Origin of the sequence: Tannerella sp. (assembly GCF_052170195.1) — a bacterium.
In the GTDB taxonomy this organism is placed as follows: domain Bacteria; phylum Bacteroidota; class Bacteroidia; order Bacteroidales; family Tannerellaceae; genus Tannerella.
In genome coordinates this window covers 1-26,219 of sequence record NZ_JBQNAZ010000017.1, presented here as the reverse complement: position 1 = coordinate 26,219, position 26,219 = coordinate 1, and the positions used below count along the sequence as shown (strand labels likewise).

Annotated in this window: 15 protein-coding genes; 10 read left to right on the top strand and 5 right to left on the bottom strand. The window is 51.4% G+C overall.

What is annotated here, in order from left to right:
* Positions 1 to 2: 2 nt before the first annotated feature.
* The 5 genes from ACTTKA_RS06465 to ACTTKA_RS06445 all read right to left on the bottom strand — a co-directional run bounded on the left by ACTTKA_RS06465 (position 3) and on the right by ACTTKA_RS06445 (position 5,763).
* Positions 3 to 1,583, bottom strand: coding sequence for an alpha-isopropylmalate synthase regulatory domain-containing protein (locus ACTTKA_RS06465; RefSeq protein ID WP_442724409.1), 1,581 nt, complete (start codon positions 1,581 to 1,583; stop codon positions 3 to 5).
* 94 nt (positions 1,584 to 1,677) lie between these two features.
* Positions 1,678 to 2,271 carry a 3-isopropylmalate dehydratase small subunit gene (gene leuD, locus ACTTKA_RS06460; RefSeq protein ID WP_442724392.1) on the bottom strand — a complete coding sequence of 198 codons (594 nt, stop codon included), beginning with the start codon at positions 2,269 to 2,271 and terminating at the stop codon, positions 1,678 to 1,680.
* A 60-nt stretch (positions 2,272 to 2,331) separates the two neighbouring features.
* The gene (locus tag ACTTKA_RS06455) at positions 2,332 to 2,739 is read right to left on the bottom strand and encodes a GxxExxY protein (RefSeq protein WP_442724391.1); all 408 of its coding nucleotides are present in this window, start codon (positions 2,737 to 2,739) and stop codon (positions 2,332 to 2,334) included.
* 40 nt (positions 2,740 to 2,779) lie between these two features.
* On the bottom strand, positions 2,780 to 4,216 hold the full coding sequence (gene leuC / locus ACTTKA_RS06450) for a 3-isopropylmalate dehydratase large subunit (protein ID WP_442724390.1): 1,437 nt from the start codon (positions 4,214 to 4,216) through the stop codon (positions 2,780 to 2,782).
* 59 nt (positions 4,217 to 4,275) lie between these two features.
* A complete protein-coding gene (locus tag ACTTKA_RS06445; protein WP_315287054.1) occupies positions 4,276 to 5,763 on the bottom strand; it encodes a 2-isopropylmalate synthase in 1,488 nt (495 codons plus the stop codon).
* A 627-nt stretch (positions 5,764 to 6,390) separates the two neighbouring features.
* Between ACTTKA_RS06445 and ACTTKA_RS06440 the strand changes: the two genes are divergently transcribed.
* The 10 genes from ACTTKA_RS06440 to ACTTKA_RS06395 all read left to right on the top strand — a co-directional run bounded on the left by ACTTKA_RS06440 (position 6,391) and on the right by ACTTKA_RS06395 (position 25,804).
* A complete protein-coding gene (locus ACTTKA_RS06440; RefSeq protein ID WP_442724389.1) occupies positions 6,391 to 8,484 on the top strand; it encodes an alpha amylase C-terminal domain-containing protein in 2,094 nt (697 codons plus the stop codon).
* Positions 8,485 to 8,530: 46 nt separating this feature from the next.
* The gene (locus ACTTKA_RS06435; protein ID WP_442724388.1) at positions 8,531 to 9,091 is read left to right on the top strand and encodes a hypothetical protein; all 561 of its coding nucleotides are present in this window, start codon (positions 8,531 to 8,533) and stop codon (positions 9,089 to 9,091) included.
* A gap of 84 nt (positions 9,092 to 9,175) precedes the next feature.
* Positions 9,176 to 10,150, top strand: a complete 975-nt coding sequence (locus ACTTKA_RS06430; protein WP_442724408.1) for a type I phosphomannose isomerase catalytic subunit — start codon at positions 9,176 to 9,178, stop codon at positions 10,148 to 10,150.
* A gap of 188 nt (positions 10,151 to 10,338) precedes the next feature.
* On the top strand, positions 10,339 to 11,235 hold the full coding sequence (locus tag ACTTKA_RS06425) for an ABC transporter ATP-binding protein (RefSeq protein WP_442724387.1): 897 nt from the start codon (positions 10,339 to 10,341) through the stop codon (positions 11,233 to 11,235).
* A gap of 24 nt (positions 11,236 to 11,259) precedes the next feature.
* Positions 11,260 to 14,619 carry a golvesin C-terminal-like domain-containing protein gene (locus tag ACTTKA_RS06420; RefSeq protein WP_442724386.1) on the top strand — a complete coding sequence of 1,120 codons (3,360 nt, stop codon included), beginning with the start codon at positions 11,260 to 11,262 and terminating at the stop codon, positions 14,617 to 14,619.
* A 78-nt stretch (positions 14,620 to 14,697) separates the two neighbouring features.
* Positions 14,698 to 16,173: a TolC family protein gene (locus ACTTKA_RS06415; protein WP_442724407.1), complete on the top strand. Its 1,476-nt coding sequence runs from the start codon at positions 14,698 to 14,700 to the stop codon at positions 16,171 to 16,173.
* Between the two features lie 41 nt (positions 16,174 to 16,214).
* Positions 16,215 to 17,270, top strand: coding sequence for an efflux RND transporter periplasmic adaptor subunit (locus tag ACTTKA_RS06410; protein ID WP_442724385.1), 1,056 nt, complete (start codon positions 16,215 to 16,217; stop codon positions 17,268 to 17,270).
* 51 nt (positions 17,271 to 17,321) lie between these two features.
* Entirely contained in the window at positions 17,322 to 20,408 is a 3,087-nt protein-coding gene (locus tag ACTTKA_RS06405; RefSeq protein WP_442724384.1) for an efflux RND transporter permease subunit, read from the top strand.
* Complete coding sequence (locus ACTTKA_RS06400; RefSeq protein WP_442724383.1) at positions 20,405 to 25,090, top strand: efflux RND transporter permease subunit; 4,686 nt, start codon at positions 20,405 to 20,407, stop codon at positions 25,088 to 25,090. The genes ACTTKA_RS06405 and ACTTKA_RS06400 overlap by 4 nt, the downstream gene beginning before the upstream one ends.
* Positions 25,091 to 25,093: 3 nt before the next feature.
* Positions 25,094 to 25,804 carry a hypothetical protein gene (locus tag ACTTKA_RS06395; protein ID WP_385993326.1) on the top strand — a complete coding sequence of 237 codons (711 nt, stop codon included), beginning with the start codon at positions 25,094 to 25,096 and terminating at the stop codon, positions 25,802 to 25,804.
* Positions 25,805 to 26,219: the final 415 nt, after the last annotated feature.

Below are 26,219 nucleotides of genomic sequence, written 5' to 3'. Positions count from 1 at the left end.
CCCTACGGCAACTGCATATAGTTGATGACGGGGATATTGCCTTTCTCAATCATGTTGAGCATCTTCATGGTCGCTTTGATGGCGGCAGCCGTCTGATCGACGTCCAGTCCCCTCGTTTTGAAAACTTTTCCGTCGAACTTCCAGGTGATAATCGTTTGCACGTAAGCGTTCGTTTTTCCGCCCGGAGGAATGACCACCACGTAGTCGAGCAATTCGGGCGTCGGCTTGTCAAGGCTTTTGTAAATCTTGTACATCGCTTTTGAAAACGCGTGGTACTGTCCTTCGCCCGCAGCCGACTGTTCGTAAACCTGTCCTCCGATAGAGAGTTTCACGGTAGCCGTAGGACGCATCCCTTCGGTAAGCATCAGCGAATAGTTGAGTATCTTGATGCTCTGGTTCTCAATCCCGTTTTTCAGGATGTCGGAAACGATGTAGGGAAGTTCGTCAGGGCTGACCAGCTCTTTCTTATCGCCCAATTCGATGATGTGAGCGGTTATTTTTTTCGCCGCCTCGTCGTCCACCTCGATGCCCAAGGCTTCGAGGTTCTTGAGGATATTGGCTTTGCCCGAATTTTTTCCCAGCGCATATTCGCGCAAGCGGCCGAAACGCTCCGGTGCCAGATCGTTGAAATAGAGATTTTTCTTTTTATCGCCGTCGGCATGCACACCGGCAACCTGCGTGAAGACGTTATCGCCGATGACCGGTTTGTTGTTCGGAATGCGCACGCCGGAATAGCTCTCCACCACTTTGCTCACGCTGTAGAGTTTGTCTTCGGCAATGTTCGTTTTGAGCTTCAACTGGTCGTGGATCAACGCCGTTACGCTGGTAATCGGCGCATTTCCGGCGCGTTCGCCCAAACCGTTCACGGTTACATGCACGCCGTGCACACCGGCTTTCACCGCTTCGAAGACGTTGGCTACCGCCAGATCGTAATCGTTGTGGGCATGAAAATCGAAGTGCAGATCGGGATAGCGATTCACCATCGTTTCACAGAACTCTTTTGTCTCCGAAGGATTTAAGACGCCCAAGGTGTCGGGCAACATATAGCGGGCGATGGGCTGGTGCCGGAGCTCGTCCATCATTTCAAAGACGTACGCCTGCGAGTCGCGCATCCCGTTCGACCAGTCTTCAAAGTAGATGTTTACGGTCATTCCGCGGTTTTTGGCATCGGTAATGACCGACCGGATATCGGCCAGATGTTCGTTCACCGTTTTCCGGAGCTGATGCGTGCAGTGATTCTCAGAGCCTTTGCAAAGCAGATTCACCACGTTGCATCCGGCGGCGGCAATCCAGTCGAGCGACGCTTTTCCGTCCACAAATCCCAGAATTTCAATCCGGTCGATGTGTCCGTTTTTCTTTGCCCACTGGGCTATTTTTTGTACCGACGCGAATTCCCCCTCCGATACGCGTGCCGACGCGATCTCTACCCGGTCGACGTGCAACTCTTCGAGGAGCAGACGAACGATACTCACCTTCTCTTCAGCCGCGAACGAGACGCCCGAGGTCTGCTCGCCGTCGCGCAGCGTGGTGTCCATGATTTCGATTATCCTCGGCGAGGACTCGAACGGTTGTGAATGATTCATTGTTGTCATTGTTTTTATGCTTATTCGTGAAGATCACGCATGTTTCAATATTCAATCGTTTATTAAGCGCTGCAACAAACCCGCAGGCAGGTTGTCAGAACCGGTTTGCCCTGCTCTCCCACGCCTCCGTCAGCGATTGGTTGCTTAACAGGAAATCGATGTCGTCGAGTCCTTTCAGGAGACACTCTTTTTTATAGGAGTTGATTTCGTACGATTCCGACGTGCCGGTCTCGTTGTTCCGAATGGTTTGCTCTTCCAGATGGACCGTAACCGTCGCTTTCGGGTTGTTGTGGATCGACGCGAAGAGTTCGCTCAGGAAGCCTTCGCTCGTTACCACAGGCAGAATGCCGTTGTTGAGGGCGTTGTTGCGGAAAATATCGGCGAAGAAGCTCGATACGACAACCTTGAATCCGTAACCCGCAATAGCCCATGCGGCATGTTCACGGCTGCTGCCGCTTCCGAAGTTCTTGCCCGCCACCAGCACCTGACCGGAATAGGTGGGATTGTTGAGTACGAAGTCGGACTTCGGGCTACCGTCTTTGTGGTAACGCCAGTCGGCGAAAAGGTTGTTTCCGAAACCTTCACGCGTGGTCGCTTTCAGGAAGCGCGCCGGGATAATTTGGTCTGTGTCCACGTTCTCGATGGGAAGCGGAACACAGGTGGATGTAAGTGTTTGAAATTTGTCCATGAGTCTTATTTGAACGCAAATTGCACAAAAAACGCAAATTCGCGCAAGTTCTTTTTTGTATTATAAAAATTTTCTCTGATTTGAATATACTTTCCTTTTAAAAGTGGCTTTCCTGCCGAAATTCAGCAAATAGCCAACTTCTATTTCTGTTGCCTTCAGATAATTGATTAATTGAGCTTCGTGTGCCGGATCAATGTTTCCGCACGTTTTTAGTTCGAGTATGATGCAGCCTTCAACCAATAGATCGGCAAAATAATCTCCTACTACACGTCCGTCATGGTACACTTTTATGTTTTTCTCCACTTCGCATTTCAGTCCTGAATCGGTCAATGCAAAATACATCGCATTCTTATAGACTTTCTCAAGAAAGCCGTATCCTAAGTCGTTGTAAACACGATAGAATTGTGTGATAATAATGTCTACGAGTTCTTTAGGAACCGAAGCAGGAGCGTTCTCTTGTGTTACCATGTTGCGGAAATTTGTGTTATTCGCGTAATTTGCGTTCTTTTTACGGGTTGGTTATTTTCCCTGTAACTGCCGCGGCGGCCGCTACCAGCGGGCCGGCCAAAATGGTACGCGCTCCCGGGCCCTGACGTCCTTCGAAGTTCCGGTTCGAGGTAGATACCGCATATTTGCCGGCGGGCACTTTGTCGTCGTTCATTGCCAAGCAGGCCGAACAGCCGGGCTGACGAAGTTCGAATCCGGCCTCTTCCAGAATCCGGTCCAGCCCTTCGGCTTCGATCTGTTTGCGCACCTGCCAGCTTCCGGGCACGAGCCATGCCGTTACGTGGTCGGCCTTGCGTTTCCCTTTCACATAATGGGCGAACACCCGAAAATCTTCGATCCGGCCGTTGGTGCAACTGCCCAGGAACACGTAATCGATGCTTTTCCCTACCAGCTTTTCGCCGGGAACAAAACCCATATATTCGAGCGACTTTGCGAACGATATTTTTCCCGCCTCATCGATCTCCTCCATTTGCGGGATGGCGCCGTCGACAGGCATGCCCATGCCGGGATTGGTTCCGTAGGTGATCATCGGGCCGATGTTCGACACGTCGAAAGAGACCTCTTTGTCGAATACCGCGTCGGCATCGGTTTTCAGCGTTTTCCAATAGGCCACCGCCTGTTCCCACTTCTCACCCTTGGGAGCGAACTCACGCCCTTTCAAATAGGAGAAGGTTGTTTCGTCCGGAGCGATCAGCCCGCCCCGGGCGCCCATCTCGATGCTCAGGTTACAGAGCGTCATCCGCTCCTCCATGGTAAGGTTGCGGACGGCCTCGCCGGCGTATTCCACGAAGTAGCCGGTCGCGCCACCCGTGGTGAGCTGCGAAATCATATAGAGCGCCATGTCTTTGGCTCCCACATTTTTGCCCAGTTTGCCCTCGAAATTCACACGCATTGTCTTTGGGCGCGTCTGCAAGATGCATTGCGAGGCCAGCACCATCTCCACCTCGCTCGTGCCGATGCCGAAAGCAATGGCGCCGAAAGCGCCGTGCGTAGAGGTGTGGCTGTCGCCGCAGACGATCGTCATGCCTGGCTGGGTGTAGCCGTTTTCGGGTCCTACCACGTGCACGATGCCGTTCTTCGGATTATTCAGTCCGTAATAGGTGAGCCCGAATTCCTGTGCGTTCTTGGCAAGCGTTTCGACTTGAAAACGGGATATCTGATCGCGAATGGGTTGGTCCTGTCCCACGGTAGGGATGTTGTGATCGGCCGTCAGGGTCGTCTGTTCGGGACGGAATACTTTCAGTCCGCGCGCACGAAGTCCGGCAAAAGCTTGCGGACTGGTTACCTCGTGGCATAAGTGACGGTCTATGTAGAGTTGGGTAGGCCCCTCTTGTACCGTGGTAACGACGTGAGCGTCCCATATTTTATCGAACAGGGTCGCCCCCTTCTGTCCGGTCGAGGGCTTCGAACTGTTTGTCTGTGATGTATGATTTGTCATTTTCTATTTTTGTCGTTGTTATTTAATAAATTATTTTTGTCGTAATCTTTTTCGGAGAGCTATTCCACGAACTTGTTCACCGCATCGATAAAGGCCTCGACCGACGCCGAAACGATGTCGGTATTAGCCGAAAAGCCGTAGTACAACATGCCATTGTGTGCTACCTGCATGTGCACTTTTCCTACGTCATCGCTTCCGCGGTTGATGGCTTGAATGAGGAACTCCTGAATCACCATTTCGCGGCTGATAATCTTTTTAACCGCTTTGATGGCCGCATCGACCGGCCCGTTTCCGGTGGCGGAGGCTTCGAAGTGCTCGCCGGCGATGTTCAACCCGATGCTCGCCACATGGCGTAGCCCTACGCCGCAAGTAACTTGCAGGTAATCGATCTTGATCCGGTTCAGCCGCGACTCGATGCCGGCCAACGCCAGCACGTCGTCGTCTTTGATGTCTTTTTTCCGGTCGGCCAGCGCGAGGAACTTCTGGTACACGTCGTCGAGTTTGCCGTTATCGAGGTCGACACCCAGCAGGCTCAGGCGGTTTTTCAACGCCGCACGGCCGCTTCTTGCCGTCAGGACGATAGCGTTGTCGTCGATGCCCACCTCTTTAGGGTCGATAATTTCGTAGGTATCCGTATTCTTGAGCACACCGTCCTGATGGATGCCCGACGAGTGTGCGAAAGCGTTCCGCCCCACAATCGCCTTGTTGGGCTGTACCGGCATGTTCATCAGCGCCGAAACAAGTCGGCTCGTCGAGTGAATCTTGGTTGTGTTAATGTTCGTCTCGAATCCCAGTTCCCTGTGGCTTTTGAGCGCCATCACTACCTCTTCGAGCGAGGTGTTTCCGGCACGTTCGCCGATTCCGTTCACGGTTACTTCCACCTGCCGCGCACCGTTGAGCACCCCTGTAAGGGTGTTGGCCGTAGCCATGCCCAGGTCCTGATGGCAGTGGGTGGAGAGGATGGCCTCTTTCAAATCGACGTGATCGATGAGGTACTTTATTTTGGCTCCGTACTGGTGCGGGAAACAGTAGCCCGTGGTGTCGGGGATGTTGATCACGGTTGCCCCAGCGTTCACCACCGCCTGTACCACCCGTGCAAGGTATTCGTTGTCGGTGCGTCCGGCGTCCTCGGCGTAGAACTCCACGTCGTCCACAAAACGGCGGGCAAACTTCACCGCTTTCACTGCACGTTCGATGATCTCTTCGCGGTTGGAGTTGAACTTGTGTTTGATGTGCATGTCCGATGTGCCGATACCGGTATGGATCCGTTTGCGTTTGGCATGTTTCAACGATTCGGCAGCCACTTCGATGTCTTTTTCCACCGCACGTGTGAGCGCGCATATAACGGGCCAGGTGACGGCTTTGGAGATCTCAACCACCGAGTTGAAGTCTCCGGGACTGGACACCGGGAATCCGGCCTCAATCACATCTACCCCCAGTAACTCCAGGGCTTTGGCCACTTGGATTTTCTCAATGGTGTTTAACTGACACCCGGGAACCTGTTCCCCGTCGCGTAAGGTCGTGTCGAAAATATAAATCCGTTCCATAAGTTAAATATAGCTCTTTGTGTTCTGTAACAAAAAAGCCTTTCCCACTCAATGAGTGAGAAAGGCTATCTTTTTATGCTGCTTGTATCTTTTTCAGTTACCGATATTCCAATCCCACCCCCTGGATTCTTCCAGAAGTCGAATAGAAATAATAAGAATACCGATGTTATTATTATACATAAACCTTGTTCAAATCTTGATAACGGTTGCAAAGTAAAAGAAAAAAGATGTAATTGCAAAATATTTGTGCGAATTATTGCTGAAAAAATATCAAAACAAAAAAATGGGGAATGCCAATTCCTGTTCTTCTTGCGTGATTTGAAACGGTTACTTCGAGCATAGAGATACTGAAAGAATTTTCTGCTTTTATCGCTCCAACAGCAGCATCGATTCTCCAAAAACAAAGAAGAATGAACCTGAAAAGTTCATCTCACATCTATTAAAAAAACATAGCCGTTTTGAGTTTTATTTTTATAGGCCTGTGGGTGAATTGAAATTTATCTTGTAGCTTTGCATCGGTTGCGAAGATGGGCTGTACATACGGCAAAAAACCGTAAAGCATGGATTTAAGACAAGATGCTTCGCTGCTGATATGGTCTCTGGAATAAACATAAATAAGAACGGAAGATGGAAAAATTGACTCTAATTCAGAATGATCCTTGGCTGAAACCTTATTCGGACGCTATCGAAGGACGTTATCACCGTACGATAGAAAAAGAGAAAACATTAACTTGTGGCGGGAAACAAACCCTTGCCGAATTCGCATCGGGTTATCTGTATTTCGGATTGCACCGGACGGAGGATGGATGGGTGTTCCGTGAATGGGCGCCGCATGCCACAGCTATCTATCTGATAGGGACGTTCAACAGCTGGGAAAAGAACGAGAGTTATCGTCTGCAACCTCTCGACAACGGCAACTGGGAGATCGTTTTGCCGGCTACTGCCCTCCATCACGAAGATTTATACAAGTTACTCATCGAATGGGAAGGGGGCTGCGGAGAGCGTATCCCTGCATGGTGCCGTCGGGTGGTGCAGGACGAGCAGACCAAAATCTTCTCCGCGCAAGTCTGGGCGCCCGAAAATCCGTATCAGTTTGAAGTAAAGACATTCCGGCCGGATACGTCGCCACTGCTGATTTACGAGTGCCATATCGGTATGGCTTCAGAAGAGGAGAAGACAGGTACGTATGAGGAATTCCGTACACACGTTCTGCCGCGTATCGTGAAGGACGGTTATAATGCCATACAGATCATGGCGATACAGGAGCATCCGTATTACGGTTCATTCGGGTATCATGTGAGCAGTTTTTTCGCGCCTTCGTCACGCTTCGGCACGCCCGACGAGTTGAAGCGTCTCATCGACGATGCTCATCGGATGGGATTGACGGTGATCATGGACATCGTGCACAGTCATGCCGTGAAAAATGAAACAGAGGGGCTCGGACGTTTCGACGGTTCGTATTATCAGTATTTCCATACCGGTGCCCGGCGTGAACATCAGGCATGGGACTCGCTCTGCTTCGATTACGGAAAGGACGAGGTGTTGCATTTCCTGCTGTCGAACTGCAAATACTGGCTGGATGAGTATCGCTTCGACGGTTTTCGTTTCGACGGTGTCACCTCGATGCTTTATTACAGCCATGGGCTGGGCGAAGATTTCTTAAGCTACGGTGACTATTACAACGGTCATCAGGACGATGACGCGATAACATACCTGACGCTGGCTAACAAACTGATACACGAAGTTAATCCGCATGCCGTGACGATTGCGGAGGAAGTCAGCGGTATGCCGGGGCTGGCGGTTAAAGTAACCGATGGCGGCTATGGGTTCGATTACCGCATGGCGATGAATATCCCGGATTTCTGGATCAAAATACTGAAGGAGAAGAAAGATGAAGACTGGCATCCTTCGGCGATCTGGTGGGAGACAACGAATCGGCGGGCGGATGAGAAGACCATCAGCTATGCCGAGAGCCACGATCAGGCGTTGGTAGGAGACAAAACAATCATCTTCCGACTCATCGATGCCGATATGTATTGGCACATGCAGGCGGACGACCGACACTTTATGGTAGAGCGCGGACTGGCGCTTCATAAAATGATCCGGCTCGTGACGGCCACGACCATCAATGGCGGTTACCTGAACTTTATGGGTAACGAGTTCGGACATCCCGAATGGATTGATTTTCCGCGCGAAGGTAACGGCTGGTCGTACAAGTATGCTCGCCGACAATGGAGTCTGGTCGATGATCCGAACTTGAAATATCGCTTTCTGGGTGACTTTGACCGTGAGATGCTTGCATTGATCCGCAGCGTAAAAGATTTTCAAGCGTTGTCCGTACAGAAGGTGTGGGATAACGACGGTGATCAGGTGCTGGCCTACATGCGTGGAGAATACGTGTTCGTCTTTAATTTCAGTCCTGCGCAATCGTTTACCGATTATGGTCTCCTGACTCCTCCGGGCACTTATCGTACTGTATTAAATACGGATGACCCGCGTTTCGGAGGAAACGGATTAACCGACGATGCCATCGAACATCTGACGCAATACGATCCGCTCTACGAAAAAGAATATAAAGGCTGGCTGAAACTGTATCTCCCGGCGCGCACGGCTATGGTATTGAGACGGCTACCTGAAGTTCGTTCATTATCGGTCGAACAAAGAGAGAGAGCGAAAAGACGGGTACAGAAAAAAACGATGCCACGAAAAAGGAAAGAATAACGTCATGTAAAAAGAGATGAGTCATTTACTTAAACATGTACGATCAATGAAAACAAAAGATTTATTAGGCCTCGTTTGCTTGTTGGCCGTTATCGGACTATCCGGTTGCGATAGCGACGAGTTTGCAGAAAGAAACGCGTATGAGAACAGCCGTAGCCAATGGGCTGATTTGAAGAAAACGAAAGGGAATTCGTATGTTTATCGGGTATCTCGTTCTTCGTGGACGGGATGGGCGAGCTATACGGATATACAGGTGGAAAACGGAGCGGTTACGGCGCGCAGCTTCTATAAAGTGACTCCGTTGCAGCATGCAGACGGTTCTTTCCGTCACAAAAAGGAAGGTGGTATTCTCTTCGATACCACGTGTGTCTATACCGAATCCGTCAACGATATCGGAACACACGAGCAGGGTGATAAGCCGTTGACGATGGACGAACTTTATGAAGTGTACGGAAAGTACCTGACGGTAAACAGAAAACAGAATACGCTCTATTTTGAAACAGATACCCAGGGCATTTTGAAACTGTGCGGGTATTTTCCGAATACGTGCGCAGACGACTGTTTTAGAGGAATCGATATTGAATCATTCCGTTGGCTGAAAAAATAACTTCGCTCTCCTCTTTCAGTGGTGGAAGCTGTCGAAGGAGGAGAAAACAAACAAAATAGAACAAACAATCAAACAACAAATAAAATAATGTATCCATATTTATTTCAACCGATTTTAAAGGAAATCATCTGGGGAGGAACGGATATCCGTCCGTTTAAGGGCATGACTCCTACACAGGAAAAGATAGGAGAGAGCTGGGAACTGTCGCATGTAGACGGCGATTTTTCCGTTGTAACGTATGGTGCCGACAAAGGAAAAACGATCGACGAATTGATTCGCGAGTACGGCGAAAGTCTGCTGGGAGCAGGAGTGATGAAGCGGTTCGGAACACGCTTTCCGTTACTCATCAAGTTTATCGATGCCCGGGACGATCTTTCCATTCAGGTACACCCCGATGATGCGCTGGCCGAGAAACGTCATCACTCATTCGGAAAAACGGAGATGTGGTACGTAATCAAGGCTACCTCCGACGCTGCGTTGTATTGCGGCTTTTCGCAGCCCATCGATGCGGATGAATACGTGCGACGAGTCGAAGACAACAGTATTATGGAGGTGCTTAAGCGTTACAACGTGACAGCGGGCGACGTCTTCTTCCTGCCTGCCGGACGAGTGCATGCCATCGGCGCGGGATGCTTCATCGCCGAGATACAGCAGACCAGCAATATCACCTACCGCATCTACGACTATAACCGCAAAGGTGCCGACGGAAAGGGACGCGAGTTGCATACCGAACTGGCCAAAGACGCGATCGACTATACGTTTCAGAACGACTATCAGACGCATTATACGCCACAACCGGGCGCCGCCGTCGAACTAGTGCAATGCCCGTACTTCACTACCCGCTTGCTGGAGACGGAAACACCTATGATGCGCGATTATGCCACGCTCGATTCGTTTGTTGTTTATATCTGCATGACCGGCTCCGTTGAGTTACGTGATGATAACGGCAACGAACTGACTATTTCGCAGGGACAGACCGTGCTCTTTCCCGCAACTACACAGTCGGTTACCCTAAAGCCCACCCCACAGGCCAAATTGTTGGAAACCTATATCGCGTAAGCAAGAGCGACCGGCGCTTAAGCAAAGAGAGGCGCACATAAGGGAAAGCATCCTTTACAGGTAAGGGAAAGCATCCTCTACAGGTAAGGGAAAGCACCCTTTACAGGTAAGGGAAAGGCGAAGGTGCTTTCCAAGACAATAAGATAAGTGAAAACAGCGTTATAGGAAACGATAACCGGTAAAGACAGATGAACAACATATCGATACGTTCGCTAAACAAACGCTATCCGAACGGCAACCATGCCCTGAAAGACGTCAACATGGAGATACCGACGGGCATGTTCGGTCTGCTGGGGCCTAACGGGGCCGGCAAATCGACGCTGATGCGTATCCTCGTGGCGCTGATGGAGCCTACGTCGGGCGAGGTGAATGTGTTCGGCTACGACTTGCGTAAGCAGCGTCGGGAAGTGCGCCGGATACTCGGTTATCTGCCGCAGGACTTCCGTTTCTTTGCGAAATACAAGACGCATGAGTTCCTTGACTATGCGGCTCGTCTGTCGGGGATGAACAGCCGGCGGGAGCGTCGGCAAGCTGTCGATGCCATGCTGGAGAGCGTCGGGCTGTTCGATGTCAGGGAGCGTTATGCCAATAAGCTGTCCGGCGGTATGAAACGTCGGCTGGGCATTGCTCAGGCATTGATACATCGCCCCAGACTGATCATCGTCGATGAGCCGACCACGGGGCTAGATCCCGAGGAGCGCATCCGTTTCCGTAATCTGTTGGCCGAAGTGGGCAAGCAGGATGTGACGATCATCCTGTCGACCCATATCGTCGGCGACATATCGAGCACATGCAACTGTATGGCGTTGATGAACAAAGGTGAAGTGGCGTTTTTCGGCTCGCCCCGGGAGATGCTGCAAGAGGCCGAAGGGAAGGTGTGGCGGATGCATATCAGCAGTGACGAGATGCCCGTTGTCGACGCGAAATACCCTGTGATATCGACCATCCCCTCCGGTACGGGGTGGGAAGTACAGGTGGTAGCCGACAAGATCGAAGGATATGACGCCGAACCGTATCCCCCCAATCTGGAGCACGCCTATGTATATTACATGGAATACAAGTTGAACCGGTGGATGAACGATTGATCCAATTACAGAAGACAAACCAATATGTCGGTATGGAATAATATACGGTCTGTCGCCAAGTATGAACGCAAGCTATTGCTCCGTACATGGTTCTACCGCGTCTTTCTGGTACTTTCCGTGTTGATTCTGGCATTGTTTAATTTTGCAGCTTTACTTAGCGACGACGGCTACTGGCTGATGAAATCGCTGCCCTCCAATATCCCGTATGTAAATCTGTTGCTGCTTAATACCGGGCAGGCGGTGATCGCGGTTTTTTTGTCGTCCGAGTTTCTGAAGTCGGACAAAAAGCTCGATACGTCCGAGGTGTTTTATGTTCATCCGCTCAGCAATGCCGAATACGTGGCGGGTAAGATATGGGGGATTTTAAGCGTGTTCTTCCGCCTCGACCTGATGATTCTTGCGATGGTCCTGATCTTTAACCTCGCGTCGGGCGTGTCGATCGACTGGACGGCCTATCTCACGTATTTCTTCCTGATATGCATCCCTACGCTCGTCTATATCCTCGGACTGTCTATCTGCCTGATGCTTATCCTGAAAAATCAGGCAGTGACCTTCGTACTGCTGCTGGGGTATATCGGACTGACTCTGTTTTATGTTGGCGATCGGTTTTACTATCTCTTCGATTACATGACCTACAACCTGCCTTTGGTGAAATCGTCTGTCGTCGGCTTTACGAACGTGCAGGCGCTGATGATACATCGTGCGATTTATCTGCTGATTGGATTAGGCTTTGTCTGCCTCGCCGTGTTTTTGTTCCGTCGGTTGCCGAACACGAAGTACGGACGCTATCGATGGCTGGCACTCGGCTGTTGCTTCTTTCTCGGAGGTATCGCGGCAGCTTATCGTCATGTAGATTCCGTCAGGGAAGAAGGGGAGCTGCGACAGCATTATATCGCGTTGAATAATGAGTATGTGCACACGCCGAAGATGCTTGTCGACCGTTACGACATCTCCCTCACCCAACAGCCGTCGACGATTATTGCTGAGGTGTCCATGAACGGAGTGGCTGCCACCCGCGGTTCTGTGTTTACATTCTGCCTCAATCCCGGCTTGACCGTGTACGAGGTCGAAGCCGGTGGTCGTCCGTTAGCGTTCGAGCGCAGGAGCCAGATCATCCTTGTCGATCTCGGACATGAACTCGCCGAAGGAGACTCCCTTTCGATCGTCATGAAGTACGAAGGACGCATCGACGACCGCTTTTGCTACCTTGATATTCCTGCCGACATCCTGCAGCAGGAGTATGCGAACGATCTGTTCCGAATGGATAAGAAATACAGCTTTCAGGAACGCGACTATCTGCTTTTTACACCCGAAGCGTATTGGTATCCGCGTCCCGGCACTTCCTACAGCAGCCTCAGCACCGATGGGCAGCAAACGTATTTCAGTCGTTTCCGGCTGACGGTGCGTACGACAGACAGCCTGATGGCTCTCTCACAGGGTACACGGCAGCAACCTTTCCCAACGACGCTGGACACCGCTACATTCTTTTCGGATAAGGAAAAAGAACGGGTGTTTATCTACGAAACGGATTTTCCGTCACCTTCTCTCTCGCTCATCGTGGGGGACTACGAGCAGAAAAGCCTCGTGGTGGACAGTACGAAGTACAGTATTTGGCATTTGCGGGGGCATGGTGATTTTACGGCTTCGTTCGATTCGATTACGGATACCATTCCATCGCAGATCAGGGAGTTTCGCCGGTCGATCGAACACGATTATTCGCTCGATTATTCGTTCCGCCGCTTCTCCGTAGTCGAAGTGCCCGTGCAGTTTTACAGCTATCCCAGAGTATGGACGCAGGCACAGGAGAAAGTACAGCCCGAGATGATTTTCTTTCCCGAAAAAGGTTGCCTGTTCAACGAGGCTGATGTTGCGAGAAGGGTCGAACGTGAAAAGAAATGGGCGCGTTGGGAAGGACGTGAGATTACCGATAAGGAAGCCGCCATCCGTACGTTCAATAGCTTTATGCATCTCTTCCGTCGTACAGAGAGCGATTTCAACTGGTCGTTCGATCGCGGAACGGAGAATGTCTCTGCCGAGGTCAATCCTTATTTGCTTTTTCCCCAACTGTATAATTTCAGATACAATGTCTTTTCGTCGGAATGGTCTGTCGCCAACCGCATGATCGAACTCTACCTGCAGGACAAGTCCGAAGAAAACGACTGGATCAGGGAGATGAACGGTATCAGCAATAAGGAAAAGGCAAATCTGCTGATGGAGCAGCGACCCTTGAAGGAGCTGCTCTCCGATACGGAACTGCGTAATCTGGTCGACGATGTGCTGTCGCTGAAGGCAAGCAGCCTCTTCGCTCCTGCCGAAATTGATATGGGATACCGTGCGTGTCGTGACTCGCTGCGTGCCATCCTGCAACGGAACAGGTTTACAAACCTGCGCTTCGAGTACCTGCTCGATACACTCGGCACGATGACCGGCAAAGACCTCCGGGTGTCTCTCGGCGCATGGCAACGTCCTACGCCGCTGCCTGTATATATTGTCGGAACGCCCCGTATCGTACACGTCACGAACCGCGATAAGGAGACGTATGTTGTGGCTTTACAGATCACCAATACCTCCGATTACGAGGGTGCGATCCGTCTGGAAACCGATGCGGGAGGACGTAACGACTTGTATGATCCGCGAACGAAACGCACCCTCTCTTTCGCTCCGCATCAGACGAAACGCATCGTGACGCATTGGGACGAAGCGCCGCGGAAACTCCGTGTTCATACACTTATATCGGCAAACCTGCCGGCGCAGATCGATTTACCCGTCGGAAACATCCTGCGTGAACAGAACCGGACGATCGAAGAGGAAGGCGACTTCGTACTGCCGCTTCTGTCGGATGATACGTCCGGAGAGGTGATCGTAGATAATGAAGACTCTTTGCTGTTCGCCTTGTCGAAACCTGAAGTGTTCGGTCTTCTGCCACGGTGGCTCGATAAGGAGAACGATCAATCGTTCCGTTATTCGGGCGTGTCCCAATGGCGTGCTCCGCTGCAATGGACATTGACGACAAACGATAAGTATTACGGTGCGCATATCCGTTCGGCCTACGTGATCAAGAGCGGAAGCGGAAATCAGACGGCTACATGGAGCATCCCGATCCCGCATGCCGGACAATATGACCTCTACTATTACGTGTATAAACCTCAGGAACTTCGTGAAGGAGGACGTGGCGGAGGAGGGGCAGGTCATACGGAATATCGGTTTAAGGTCTGTTATGATCACGAGGAAGAAGAAGCGTATATCGACCTTGCACGTTCGGAAGACGGATGGGGGCTGCTGGGCACATATTATTTCAACCGCGATACGGTACGTGTCGTATTGACGGATGATACGAAGTTAAGAACCGTCACAGCCGATGCCGTGAAAATCGTCAGAAAATAAGCGAATGAACTCAAAGAAGCAGCATAGAAAAGAAACATGATGATAAACAAACAATTGCTAAGGATTTACGTGAGTGGGATGATGTGGCTTGCGGGAATGTGGGGCGTGCCTTCAGAAGCGTATGCGCAACGGTCGGTGACCATAGAGCAGGCACTCGACATCGCCGAAGAGCACAATCCTACCCTGATCAACTCGAAGCTCAATCTGGAGCGGTATCAGCTTCAGCTTGTTGCGCAGCGGGCGTCGTTAAAATCCCGGTTCTCTCTGAACCTCGATCCGATTGATTATACGAAGACGCGTCGTTTCGACAACCGGCTGTCGCAATGGTACACGAACGAGTCGTTGACTTCAAGCGGGACGTTCCGTGTCACGCAGCCTATCTTGTGGACGGATGGAGAGCTCTCGCTCATTAACCGGTTCGGGTGGCAAAATAACACATCGGTGGTCGAAGGGCATGAAAACCGCAACAGAGCATTCAGCAACAATCTTTATCTTCAGTTCACTCAGCCGGTGTTTACGTATAACCGTCGGAAGATGGAGCTGAAACAGATTGAGTTCGATTATGAAAATGCCGGGATCGATTATGCTCTTCAGCGCCTGAATACCGAGCGAGACATCACGAATCGGTTCTATACGGTTTACATGGCGCAAAGTAACCTGGAGATCAGCAGGGAGGAGTTGGAAAATGCCCGGCAGAGCTTCGAAATTATCAAAAACAAGGTCGAAGCCGATTTGTCGGCCAGGGAGGAGCTTTACCAGGCGGAGTTGAATTTGGCCACGGCACAGTCTACGGTCGAGGAACGTTTGGTCGCGCTCGCCAACGCGGAAGACGAGTTGAAGCAGGCACTGGGCCTGCCTCTTCACGAACGGATTCGTGTCATGGCCGATATCGGAATCAGTCCGGTAGCCGTCAGTCTTGAGGAGGCTGTCCGCAACGGACTCGATTCGCGGATGGAGCTTCGGCAGCGTGAGATCGATATCGAGTTGGCGGAACTGCAAATGATCCGCACGAAGAGCCTGAATGAATTTAAAGGAGATATCTCCTTATCGGTCGGCATTACCGGTGACAATGAGCGATTGGGAAGCGTCTACGATAATCCGACGCAAAATCCCCGTGTCGCCATCAGCTTTACCGTTCCGATCTTTGATTGGGGAGAGAAGAAAGCGCGTGTGAAGGCGCAACGGACAGCACAGACAATCGCGAAGCTCCGGCAGGAAAATGAAAAGCTCGACATCGAGCTGAATATCCGTCAGGTGTGGCGCCGGCTCGAAAATCTCCGCACACAGATTACCATTGCCGAAAAGAATGTCAGGAACGCGCAGCTGACGTATGACCTGAACTTGACCAGATATCGTGAAGGAGACCTCACCGGTATGCAGATCAGTCAGTTTCAGACCCAGCTGTCCAATAAGAAGATCGCTTATTCGCAAACGTTGATCAATTATAAAATCGAGTTGCTGAATCTGAAAATTCTTTCGCTGTACGATTTTGAGAAAAACGCTCCGGTAATTCCTGTCCGGACATTGGGCGATGCCCGTCATAGAGATAAATAAATTCATTCCTGTATTCGAGTAAAAAATAAATGATATACCTCATGATGAAATACCAAACAATCTTCGCCGTAGCCGCACTGGCTGCGCTTACGGCATGCGGTTCCAAACCTCAATCCGATCAGAACGATGTGGAGACCCCCGTATCTGTGCAGGAACTTCGGAAAGGATCGATCAGCAAGCTTATTCATACCACGGGAACGGCACAGGCCGCCTGTGCGGCCGAACTTGTCTCCGAGATGAGCGGAATGTATGGCCTTCAGCGTAATCCGGCGACGGGCAAACCGTATAAGTTGGGTGATGGGGTCAGGAAAGGTCAACTGATCATACGCCTCGAAAATAAGGAATATGAGAATGGCATTGCGTTGGAATCGAAAACGTTGAATCTTGAAATTGCCCGGCAGGAGCAAAGCAAGCAGAAGGCGTTATACGAGAAAGGAGGGGTGACCCTCAGTGAGATGCGTAATACGGATGTGAAAGCAGCCAATGCCCGGTACGAACTGGAGAATGCCAATATCAGTCTGGAAAAGATGAATATCAAGGCTCCTTTTAACGGAGTGATCGTCTCTCTGCCTCATTATACATCGGACAGTCGGGTGGAGCAGGGGAAACCGATGGTCGGTATCATGTCGTATACGAGTATGTACATGGATGTGAACTTGCCCGAAAGTACGATTCCGTATATCAGGGTCGATCAGCCGGTCCATGTGACGCACTACACCTTGCCCGAAGATACGCTGAAAGGTGTGATCAGCGAACTTTCTCCGGCTATCAGTACCGAGACACGCACCTTCACCGGACGGATACGGATCGACAATGCCGGGCAGAAACTGCGTCCCGGTATGTTCATCAAAGTCGATATCGTTGTGGAGCAGGCCGACAGTGCGATTATTATTCCGAAGCACGCCGTTCTCTCGGCACGAGACCGCAAATATGTATATGTAGTGGAAAAGAATACGGCTGTTGCGCGTCAGATACGGACAGGTCTTGAAGACGATGAGTCTATTCAGGTTACGGAAGGGCTGAACGAGCATGATCATCTTATCGTCAAAGGGTTTGAGACCTTGCGTGAAAACAGTCGGGTAAAGGTGCTGAAGTAACGCGATGCAGTGAAACGGTAATACAGGTATAGTTTAAGATTACGCAATGACATGAAAAAAATCATCCGGTTTGCGGTAAACAATCCCATTACCATGGCGATGGTGGTGCTGGCAATCGTGTTGCTCGGCAATATCTCGTACAATCGTCTGAATGTGGATTTACTGCCCGACATGAATGCTCCGCGTCTGTTCGTAGAAATCAAGGCGGGTGAACGTCCGCCCGAAGAGATGGAGAAGATGTTCGTAGAGAATATGGAGTCGATGGCCATACGTCAGAGCGACGTCACGCAGGTCGCCTCGGTGATTCGTTCCGGCTCGGCACGCATCACGGTCACGTACGTCCAGCATAAGGATATGGACGAAGCCTTTTTAGACTTGCAGAAAGCCATGGCGCCTTTTTCGCGTAACACGGATATTGAGTCTCTCAACATCACTCAGCATGATCCGAATACCGATCCGGTGATGTTGATTGCCATGTCGCATCGTTCCATCACCGATATGGCCGAGCTGCGTAAGATGGCCGGGAACTACGTGCGCAACGAACTGGTGCGTATAGAAGGGGTAGGAGAAGTATTACTCTCCGGCGAAGAGCGCTCTGTCCTGACCTTACGAACCGATCCCTATAAGTTAAAGGCGTTCGGCTTGACGATGGAAGACATCGCCTCCGGAATTGAGGCGAATAATCAAACCGTATCGGGCGGAAGGGTCAGTGAACTCGGACTGCAGTATTTGGTGAAAAGCTCGTCGTTCTTTACTTCCGAAGCCGATTTTGAGAATCTGATTGTGAGCTATCGCCCGACTGTCGCATCGACGGAAGCATCTCGTGCAAATGGCGGAACGGAGAACCGTGCACCGATATATCTGCGCGAAGTGGCTACGGCCCGGTTTGAAAATGCCCGTCCCGAAAACATCGTGCGTATCAACGGCGAACGTTGCATCGGCCTCTCTGTTTATAAGGAGATGCAGCATAATACGGTTCGGGTGGTCGATCGAATCGATCGACAGTTGAAAGCCATGGAACAGGCTTTGCCCGGCTATCGTTTTCAGGTGATCCGCAATCAGGGTACTTTTATCAGTCAGGCGATCGGTGAAGTGAAAAGTACGGCTTTGCTGGGGATGCTGTTGGCCGTGTTAGTGCTGTTTGTCTTTCTTCGTCGTATCGGGACGACGCTGATCGTCAGTCTGTCGATCCCCATTTCGATCGTGGCAACATTTAACCTGATGTACTTCAACGGACTGACATTAAACGTCATGACACTGGGAGGTCTCGCGCTTGGCGGAGGGATGCTCGTCGATAATGCCATTGTGGTGATAGAAAGCATCTTTCGAAATCATGAGCGGGGGCTGAGTCGTGCAGACGCTATTGTCACCGGAACATCGGAAGTAGCCGGCGCGGTGATTGCTTCTACACTGACGACCATTGTCGTTTTTCTTCCAATCGTCTACCTGCACGGAGCATCGGGCGAACTGTTCAAGGAGCAGGCGTGGACGGTGGCTTTCTCGCTGCTGTCCTCTTTATTTGTTGCCTTGCTGATTATTCCCATGCTGTACGATCGGCTATCGGGGAGGAAGCAGATACAGCGGCAAGCGAAAACCGTTCGGTTCGAGCGGTATGGCATGCTGCTCACCTCGTTTCTCCGACGCCGTTGGTGGGTGATCGGTCTGTCGGTAGGATTGCTGGTCGTTACGTTCCTGCTTACTCCATTCGTCGGGACGGAGTTTTTACCCCGCTCCGCCGGACGTGCGTTCTCGGTCTCACTGAGACTGCCGGAAGGCACACGTCTCGAACGCACGGATGCCGTAGTGCATAATCTGGAATATCTGCTGCACTCCATCAGTGGCGACAGCCTGCTTACTGTGTACAGCCATATCGGAGAAGGAGCATCGGAGCATGAGGTATTTGAAGGAGAGTCGACGGCAACGCTGACGGTCATGCTTTCGGAGGCATCGCCTTTGTCGACCGATAAAGTCATATCGCGTTTTGTGGAAGCAACGAAAGAGATCGAAGGCTTGGAACTTACGTTCAAACAGGAGGATTACTCGCTGGGCTCGCTGTTCGGAGATGAAGAGGCTCCGATTGTCGTGGAAGTGAAAGGAGAAGAATCGAAAGAGATCGCGGCTCTCACAGACGAGGTGATGGCACGGATGGCATCGGTCGAAGGGATTTATAACCTCAAGTCGTCGATGGCCGACGGAGCGCCCGAGCTGCTGATCACCCTCGACCGTACAATGGCCGGTATTCATCAGATTACGGCCTCGACCGTGCTTGCCCAGTTAAAGCAACAGTTGCAGGGGCGGGACGTGGGCAAGATGGAATATAAGGGAGAGATGCGTGATATCGTCATCAAAGTACCCGATATTACGGCAGAAGAATTGAAACGCCTTGTCATCCGTAGCGGGAATCGGGAATTTCTGCTGCACGAGATCGCGACGATTACCCCGACGCAGGCCCCGAAGGAGATATTTCGTCGGAATCAGAGCCGTATCAACAAGATTCTTGCCGACAAAGACGAAGCTCGCTCGCTCGATAAGGTGGCGCGAGACATACGCCGGGCAGTGGAGGACGTGGAGTTGCCCTCACGTTATTCGATTCGTGTGACGGGCGAGGAGGAGCAGCGTCGGGAATCGATGAACAGCCTGATGCTTGCGCTGTTATTGTCGGTCGTACTTGTATACATGGTGCTGGCATCGCAGTTCGAATCGTTGCTGCATCCTTTTACCATCCTGTTGACTGTTCCGCTGGCACTGGTGGGAGCCGTACTGATCTTCTGGATCACCGGAATGATGCTCAATATCATGGGAGTGATCGGGATGATTATGCTTGCCGGGATTGCGGTGAACAACTCGATTCTTTTAGTCGGACGCATCAACCAGTTGAAGACGACGATGGAGCTTACGGAGGCCATTGTCGAGGCCGGCCGGCAGCGGATCCGTCCGATCATGATGACTACGCTCACGACGATTCTGGCCTTGCTGCCCATGTCGCTCCATATCGGCGAAGGAGCGGCCTTGCGCTCCGCCATGGCGGTGGCTGTCATCGGCGGACTTATTACGTCTACTTTGATGAGTCTTGTCGTGATTCCGTGTATTTACTATATATTCGAACAACTGAAAAGTAAGGTAAGACGCGAAGGATGATCATTCTTTTAAACAGAAGGGTAACCATCAGCATGTTGTTTATTGCGCTTACCTTATTGGGGTATGTGTCCTACAAACAGCTGCCTGTGGAGTTGTTGCCCAATGCGGAATTGCCCGTGCTGTTCGTCTCCGTCCAGTCTCAGCAGGAGATGGATCCGGCGTATGTCGAGACCGAGGTCATCATTCCGATCGAGGGAGCCATCAGCACCGTCGGAGGGGTAGATAAGATACGCTCCGAGATCAACCGCCGCCAGTCGTCCATACAGGTCGATTTCAAGGCCGATATCAATTTCAAGACGACATATCTCAGGCTCGAAGAGAAGATGAAAGAAGTCTCCTCATCGCTGCCGAAAGGCTTTACCGTGCAAGTGCAGAAAGTCGATCTGGCGATGATGGCGAACCGTTTTATGACATTGCAGGTACGAGGTTCGGGAGGAGTGGATCGCGTGCGTAATGTCGTGGAAGAAGAGGTTCGGCGCGACCTTGAACATATCGATGGGGTGGCGGCCGTCGATGTGTATGGCGGACAGGAGCGAACCATTGAGATCCGTTTACATAAGGAAGTGTGTGAAGCGTTGAACCTGACGGCCTCGAAGATCGGTGAGTTGCTGAATCGTCAGACGCAGGAGAAAATGTTTGCAGGGAATGTTACGGAAGCTGATTCGCGTTATTTCGTTCATGTGCATTCGGCGTACACGCAGGTCTCCGAGCTGGAGCATCTTGTCGTAGCCGAAGGCCCCGTATTCCTGAAAGACGTGGCGACCGTCAGCTTCGACCTGAAAAAAGAAACCTCGTTCAGCCGCGTGAACGGCAAGGACGCGATCTCCGTCGCGCTCGTCAACGAAGCCCAGACGAACCTCATCGACCTGTCGCATCGTACACGGGCGGTAATCGACCGGCTCAATGAACGTTTGCAGGGACAGGATGTGGAGATCGTGATCGAGTCGGATACGGCCGAAACAATGGAGAAGAATATCGATCAGATCATTCGTCTGGCGCTGACAGGGGGCTTGTTGGCCATCTTAGTGCTCTGGTTTTTCCTGAAGAATATCCGTCTCGTGTTCTTCATCGCCTTGTCTATCCCCTTGTCCGTATATACGGCTTTTAACTTCTTCTATGCGGCAGGCATCTCGATCAACAGCCTGACTCTCGTCGGCATGGCGCTTGCTATCGGGATGCTGCTCGATAACAGCGTCGTCGTGCTCGAAAATGTGTATCGGCGGTCGGCGGCGGGAGAATCGCCCGAGCAGTCCGTAACGAAAGGGACAAAAGAGGTCTGGCGTTCGATTATAGCCGCTACGCTCACAACCATCACCGTATTCCTGCCGTTCGTCTTCTCCGATAATTTCATGATCAAACTGATCGGCAACCATATCGGTGTCTCAATTATTTCCACCCTGCTGGTGTCGATGGGGGTGGCCCTGCTGTTTATTCCGATGGCAACCTACGGCATCTTGCGACGAAAAGGTGAGAGCGTATTTTACGAAAAGATTTCTCTGCTGCAACGGCCTGTGCAGATTTACCTCGTATTTCTCAAAACGTGCATGCGTCATCCCGGTGCCACCCTGTTGAGCGCCGTCGTACTGCTTTTCCTGACGCTGATTCTGTCGCTGACGATGAACGTCCGTCAGAACAGGGAAGTTGAGTCCGACCGCTTCGATATCTATGTCACGATGCATACGGGCAGCACGCTGGAGCATACGGATAAGATCGTGAAGGTGATCGAGGAACGTCTCCATGAGATCCCGGAGAAGCAGGATGTCGTCAGCCGTGTTCAGGAGGAGCAAGCCGTGCTGACCGTGATTCTTCGGAAAGATTACGAGACGACGGGTAGGCGTAAGATCGCTGAGATCAAGGCCGACGCACAAGCGCGGATGCCGGCTGTGGGAGGTGCCGAGATCTCGTTCTCCGAAGCTATGAGCGGCTCCGGTGGGGGTGACGGCGCAGGAGCGGCCATGGCTTTTATGACGCTGCTGGGCATTGGGGATAATCAGGAGCGGGTGGTTATCAAAGGATCGGACTACGACATGATGCAGGTGGTGGCCGAAGATATACGGTATTACCTCGACGCACAGGAGTTTGTCGGACATGCGTGGATGCCGTCGGCCCGTCGTCAGCCCGAAGTGCGGTTGCATTTCGATCCGTTACTGCTCGCTTCGTACGGCATCACCCGAAGTCATATCGCGACAGGACTGGCGCAGCTGACGCCCGAATATGCTACGGGAACAACCTTCAAAGTGGGTAACAAGACTTACGACATCGTGATTCGTGAAGATTTGCCGGACAAGACGTCCGAGCGGGAAAAGAAACAGCAAACCGTCGATGACTTGAAAGAGGTACGCATTGCCGACGAGCAGGGAGGAATGCACCGCCTTCACGAGCTGGCCACTCTTCACAAGAGCAACGGACGCTCACGTATCATACGTGTGAATCAGGACAAGCAACTTGAAGTGCGTTACCGGTTCGCCCGCAGTGTCGAAGAGTCGAAGACACTGCTCGAAGGGTATCGTGCCGACATCGACCGGTATATCGCGAATTATAATCTGCCCGCCGGGGTAGCCATTGAAGTCGTTCATGAAGAAGATCTGTTCGCCGATTTTAAATTCCTCCTGCTTGCCGCCTTCGTGCTGATCTTTATGATTCTCTCGTGCGTATTCGAATCGATATCGACTCCGTTCGTACTGCTCTTTTCCATTCCTCTGGCGGCTATCGGATCACTGCTGGCTCTGCTTATGACCGGTAACAGCCTGCTGAATGCCAATACGCTGACGGGCTTTTTGATCCTCCTTGGAGTAGTTGTGAACAACGGCATCATCCTTATCGACTATGCTCGCATTCTCCGCAAGCAGGGCTTCCGACGCGAACGTGCGCTGATGACGGCCGGGCTGTCCCGTATCCGTCCGATTCTGATCACAAGTATCACCACGATTATCGCCATGTTCCCGCTGGCCATGGGCGATACGGAATATGCCGGAGCTATCGGAGCGCCTTTTGCGATTACTGTGATCGGTGGACTGACTTTCTCGTCGCTGCTGACGCTGGTCATCCTTCCCACGGCTTACATGGGGCTGGAGAATACGTTGCAATGGTACCGTGCGCTCTCGCGCAGGGTGCGATGGCTTCATCTCGGGCTGATGCTTGCCGGGCTGCTTGCCGTCTATGTCTATATCGACAGTTGGCTGTGGCAGGCCGTATCGGTTGTGACGCTGGTTATCCTCATTCCCGGAGTCACAGCCTTTGTAAAGGCCAGTTTGCGCCGGGCAAGAGCCGATGTGATTCATCCTGAGCAGGAGATTCGGATCGTCATCCGTAACCTTGTGAAGGTGTACGACCGTGCGGGACGTTTCGCCCGCCAGTGGAACAGCGGACAGGAACGGCGTAAGCGTCTGGGGATTCAGCAGGAGTATCGTTCGTTCAAAGACTTCCTGAATATCGGCTGGCTGTTTGGATTGTTCGCGTTTATTGTCTATTTCACTTATGGGTATTTGGAGCATTCGTTCTGGATCTTTGTCTTTTCATTTATCGTATATGCGTTGACCCTGTACCTGTGGCGTAAAATACGGATGTACCTCTTCTTCCGTTTCGGCGACAGAAGGGGGCTCCGTTACCTCAACCGACTCCTGTTCTGGGGAGTGCCTGCCGTACTGCTTGTTGTTTTGTCGGGCAAGATCAGTCAACCGTCTCTGATGGTGCTTACCGCTCTCTTGTGGGGATGCGGGTTGATTGTTTATGTCACGTCGCAATACTTGTATGAAAGGGAAGTGAACATCGAGCGTGTAGGCGGTCGCTTTGCGGGGCTGAAACGTATGTTCTTCCGTCTGGTCAAAAGTGTGCCGTGGCTCGGCAAGCGTCGTCGTCCGTTCAAAGCGTTGCGCGGCGTATCGTTCGAGATCAAGACGGGGATGTTCGGTCTGCTGGGCCCTAACGGAGCCGGTAAATCGACGCTGATGCGGATCGTTACGGGTATTTTGGAGCAGAGTTACGGATGTATTCGGGTGAATGGGCTGGACACCCGTGTCTACCGTGAGGAGTTGCAGGGGCTGATCGGCTTCCTGCCGCAGGAGTTCGGCACATACGAGCAGATGTCGTCGTGGGAGTTTCTGGACTATCAGGCTATCCTGAAAGGACTGACCGACGACCGTTTGCGCGACGAACGGATCGAATACGTGTTGCGAGCCGTGAATATGTATGAACGGAGAGACGAGAAGATCGGTTCCTTCTCCGGCGGCATGAAGCAGCGGATCGGCATCGCCCTGATTCTCCTTCATCTGCCCCGTATCCTCGTGGTCGATGAACCTACGGCGGGACTTGACCCGCGCGAGCGAATCCGTTTTCGTAATCTGCTAGTCGAACTGAGTAAGGAACGTATCGTCATCTTCTCGACGCATATCATCGAGGATATTTCGAGTTCGTGCAATCAGGTGGCCGTCATCGACAGGGGACAGTTGAAATACTTCGGACAACCCGAAGGCATGGTTCACATGGCCGAAGGCAAGGTGTGGCAGTTCTCCATCGACAGGGAGGCGTTCGACGAGCTCGATAAGTCGTTCGTCGTGCATCATATTCAGGATGGCGATCGCATACAGGTGCGTTATCTCTCGGCCGTGCAGCCCCGTCCCGATGCCGTGCCGGCGGAGGCCAATCTCGAAGACGCTTATTTGTGTTTATTAAAAAACATGTAGAAGATGAGAAAATATATCATTCTGGCCGGGCGGATGGTGCGCTATAACTTGAAGATTATCTTTGCCGGCAAGTTCGTTTGGTTTCTGTTGGCTGCCTTCGTGTTCTTTGCCTTCTTTATGTTTCAGATGGCATGGGACAGGGTAGAGATCAACGAAGAAAGTATTTATTATTTGCTGTTCTTCCCGTGTATGCTGCTGATCTTCTATCCCGTGGTCTTTGGGATTCAGAACGATGAGGACAGCCGCATGCTCGAGATCATCTTCGGCATCCCCGACTACCGTTATAAGGTCTGGGGCGTGCGTATGCTGATGGTCTACGTGGCCGACTATGTCATCCTGCTGCTTTTTGCTTTGCTTGCCCGATGGCTGCTCTATCCCGTACCCGTCTTCGAGATGGCCGCACAACTGCTATTCCCCATGTTGTTTTTCGGTAACCTCGCGTTTCTCTTCTCCACCTTGACGCGTAGCGGGAACGCTACGGCCGTGATCATGATTGTGCTGGGACTGCTGTTCTTTATCTTTATGAATGCCGTCGACCTGATCAGCCGTTCGTTCTGGAACATTTTTCTCAATCCTTTCTCGCTGCCTCGTGAGATGCACCCCCTCGTCTGGCAGAGTACGATCCTTAAAAGCCGTCTTTTCCTGACGGTCGGAGGCATCGTTTTTCTTCTGGCCGGACTTCTGAACCTCCGCCGCAGAGAGAAGTTTATCTGAAAAGTATTTAGCTATTAACGAGCTGATTGATTTGGGTAAAGAACACTTCTTTTACTTTGCGCTGAGCAATGATTTGGTCGGCAAAACTAAGTTGAGAACAGAAGGACTTCTTCATGGAGGAAAGATACGAAGAAAGAGGAAAATAGTTTTGCAGAAGTCTCGGATTGTCACTTAAACCCGGATTCCGCGATAGAAGAAATAAGAATGACTTTAATTCAGGCCTTCAGCCCTCCGAACAAGGTACGGATGTCGATACCCCACCCTTGCGGGATGGGGCTGAAATAGTCGCTCCTTAATATTCGCTTAATATTTTGTGATTCAATAAAATAATATCAAAAACAGTTGTATATATTTGCAGGAATTTGTATCTTTACGGTATAAAACCCTGCGAATTATGTTAGGAAAATTACCGGAA